At 70.1% G+C, this 3,093-nt stretch carries 2 protein-coding genes; both read left to right on the forward strand.

The window, feature by feature from the left end; all coding sequences use genetic code 11:
* Positions 1–162: 162 nt before the first annotated feature.
* Complete coding sequence (locus tag GWI24_RS42690) at positions 163–1,290, forward strand: LLM class flavin-dependent oxidoreductase (protein WP_210951398.1); 1,128 nt, start codon at positions 163–165, stop codon at positions 1,288–1,290.
* A gap of 110 nt (positions 1,291–1,400) precedes the next feature.
* Positions 1,401–3,093: amidohydrolase family protein (locus tag GWI24_RS42695; RefSeq protein ID WP_210951399.1), on the forward strand; the 1,693-nt coding region annotated here is incomplete at its 3' end.

A 3,093-nucleotide genomic window follows, 5' to 3' on the forward strand; every position in this document is an offset into this window, starting at 1 on the left:
GCGGGAAGGGGCGGGGAGGGGAAAGATCCACCGGACACCCCCGCAAGACCTCCGGCCCCGCGCGGCCTTACACGGCCCTTGACGGTCCGTGCCCGCGGTGCCAGAGTCAATCAAAATCTGACGATCCGTCAGATCGACGTTCGTCTGAGGCGGTGAACCTCCATGGAATTCGGACTCTTCGTGCAGGGCTACGTCCCCGAAAGCCGACGCCGAACCGACCCCGAGGCCGAGCATCACGCGCTCGTCGAGGAGACCGAGTACGTCATCCAGGCCGACCGGTCGGGCTTCAAGTACGTATGGGCCTCCGAGCACCACTTCCTGGACGAGTACTCCCACCTCTCCGCGAACGACGTCTTCCTCGGCTATCTCGCCCACGCCACCGAGCGCATCCACCTCGGCTCCGGCATCTTCAACCCATTGCCGCAGGTCAACCACCCGGTCAAGGTGGCCGAGAAGGTCGCGATGCTCGACCACCTCTCCGGCGGCCGGTTCGAGTTCGGCTCCGGCCGGGGCGCGGGCAGCCACGAGATCCTCGGCTTCCTGCCGGGCGTGACCGACATGAACGCCACCAAGGAGATCTGGGAAGAGGCGATCGCCGAGTTCCCCAAGATGTGGCTGCAGGACGAGTACCAGGGCTTCACCGGCAAGCACTGGTCGCTGCCGCCGCGCAAGGTGCTGCCCAAGCCGTACGGGGCCGCCCACCCGGCGATGTGGTACGCGGCCGGATCGCCACCCTCGTACGCGATGGCGGGCAAGAAGGGCCTGGGCGTGCTCGGCTTCTCCATCCAGAAGGTCTCCGACATGGAGTGGGTCCTCGACTCCTACAAGAACGCGATCAAGGAGGCCGAGCCGGTCGGCGGCTTCGTCAACGACAACGTGATGGTCACCTCGACCGCGATCTGCGCCGAGACCCACGCCAAGGCCGTCGAGGTCGCGCTCGGCGGCGGGCTCAACTACCTGCAGTCACTGCTCTTCCGGTACCACGACACCTTCCCCCGCCCGGACGGCATCCCGCAGTGGCCCGAACTGCTGCCGGAGTACACCGAGGAGATCATCGAACTCCTCATCGCCGAGGAGCTGATGATCTGCGGCGACCCGGACGAGGTCTTCCGCCAGTGCAAGCGGTGGGAGCAGGCGGGCGCCGACCAGCTGTCGTTCGGGCTGCCGATCGGGATCGGCTACGAGGACACGATGAACACGATCAAGCTCATCGGCGAGCACGTCATCCCGAAGATCGACACCGATCCGGTGCACCGCACGACCCGCTTCCGCCAGGCCGTCACCCAGTAGCCGCACAGGCCGTCACCCAGTAGCCGCACAGGCCGTCACCCAGTAGCCGCACAGGCCGTCACCCAGTAGCCGAAGACGCCAGCCGCAGACGCGAGAAGGGACCTGAACCCGTGCTCGACCACCTGATCAAGGGCGCCACCGTGGCGGACGGCACCGGCGCGCCCTCGTACGTCGCCGACGTCGGCATCCGGGACGGCCGGATCGTGGCCATCGCCGAGCCCGGGGCCGTCACCGAACCGGCCCGGTCCACCGAGGACGCCACCGGGCTCGTCCTCGCGCCCGGGTTCGTCGACCCGCACACCCACTACGACGCCCAGCTGTTCTGGGATCCGTACGCCACCCCGTCCATGAACCACGGCGTGACCACCGTGGCCGGCGGCAACTGCGGTTTCACCCTCGCCCCGCTCAACCCCGACCGGCCCGGCGACGCCGACTACACCCGGCGGATGATGAGCCGGGTCGAGGGCATGTCGCTGGTGGCGCTGGAGCAGGGCGCGCCCTGGAACTGGCACGGCTTCGGCGAGTACCTGGACGCGTTGGAGGGCCGGATCGCCGTCAACGCGGGCTTCATGGTGGGGCACTGCGCACTGCGCCGCCATGTGATGGGCGAGGACGCGATCGGCGGACAGCCCAGCCCCGCGCAGCTGGAGGAGATGCTGCGGCTCTTCCATGAGGCGATGGACGCGGGGGCGTGGGGGCTGTCCACCACCCAGTCCTCGACCCACTCGGACGGGGACGGACAGCCGGTCGCCTCCCGCCACGCCCAGCCCGGGGAACTCCTGGCGCTCTCCCGGGCCGTCGGCGACCACGAGGGGACGCAGATCGAGGCGATCGTGGCGGGCTGTCTCGACCAGTTCGCCGACGAGGAGATCGACCTGCTGGTGGACATGAGCGCGGCCGCCGGCCGCCCGCTCAACTGGAACGTGCTGACCATCGACGCGGCCGTCCCCGAGCGGGTGCCGCGCCAGCTCCAGGCCAGCGAACGCGCCCGTAAGGCGGGCGGCAGGATCGTCGCCCTCACGATGCCGATCCTCACCCCCATGAACATGTCGCTCGGCACCTTCTGCGCGCTCAACCTCATCCCGGGCTGGGGCGACATCCTGGGGCTGCCCATCCCGGAGCGGATCGCCAAGCTCCGCGACCCGGCCGTACGGGAGGAGATGCTGCGCCGCGCCGGCAGCCCCGAGGCCGGGGTGTTCCGGCGGCTCACCCACTTCGGTCGGTACGTCATCGGCGACACCTACAGCGAGGCCAACGCCGGGCTGACCGGGCGCGTGGTCCGCGACATCGCCGCCGAGCGCGGGCAGGAGGCGTTCCACTGCCTGGTGGAGATCTGCGCGGCGGATGAGATGCGTACGGTGCTGTGGCCGATGCCGACCGACAACGACCCGGCCAGCTGGCGCTTGCGACGGCGGACCTGGGAGCACGAGGACGTCATGCTCGGCGGCTCCGACGCCGGGGCCCATCTGGACCGGATGTGCGGCGCCCCGTACACCACCCGCTTCATCGGCGACTGTCTGCGCGGACGGAAGCTGGTCGGCCTGGAGCGGGCGGTACGGATGCTGACGGACGATCCGGCGCGGCTGCTCGGGCTCCGCGAGCGCGGCCGGATCGCCGAGGGCTACCACGCCGACCTGGTCCTCTTCGACCCCGACCGGATCGACGCGGGCCAGGCGCGACTGGTCCACGACCTGCCAGGCGACAGCCCCCGGCTGGACTCGCGCGCGACGGGCATCGTGAGCGTCCGGGTGGGCGGCACGGAGACCATCCGGGACGACGAGATCACCGGCGCGGTGCCGGGGC

This window comes from Streptomyces sp. MK37H, assembly GCF_018035285.1.
GTDB classification, from domain to species: Bacteria; Actinomycetota; Actinomycetes; order Streptomycetales; family Streptomycetaceae; genus Streptomyces; species Streptomyces endocoffeicus.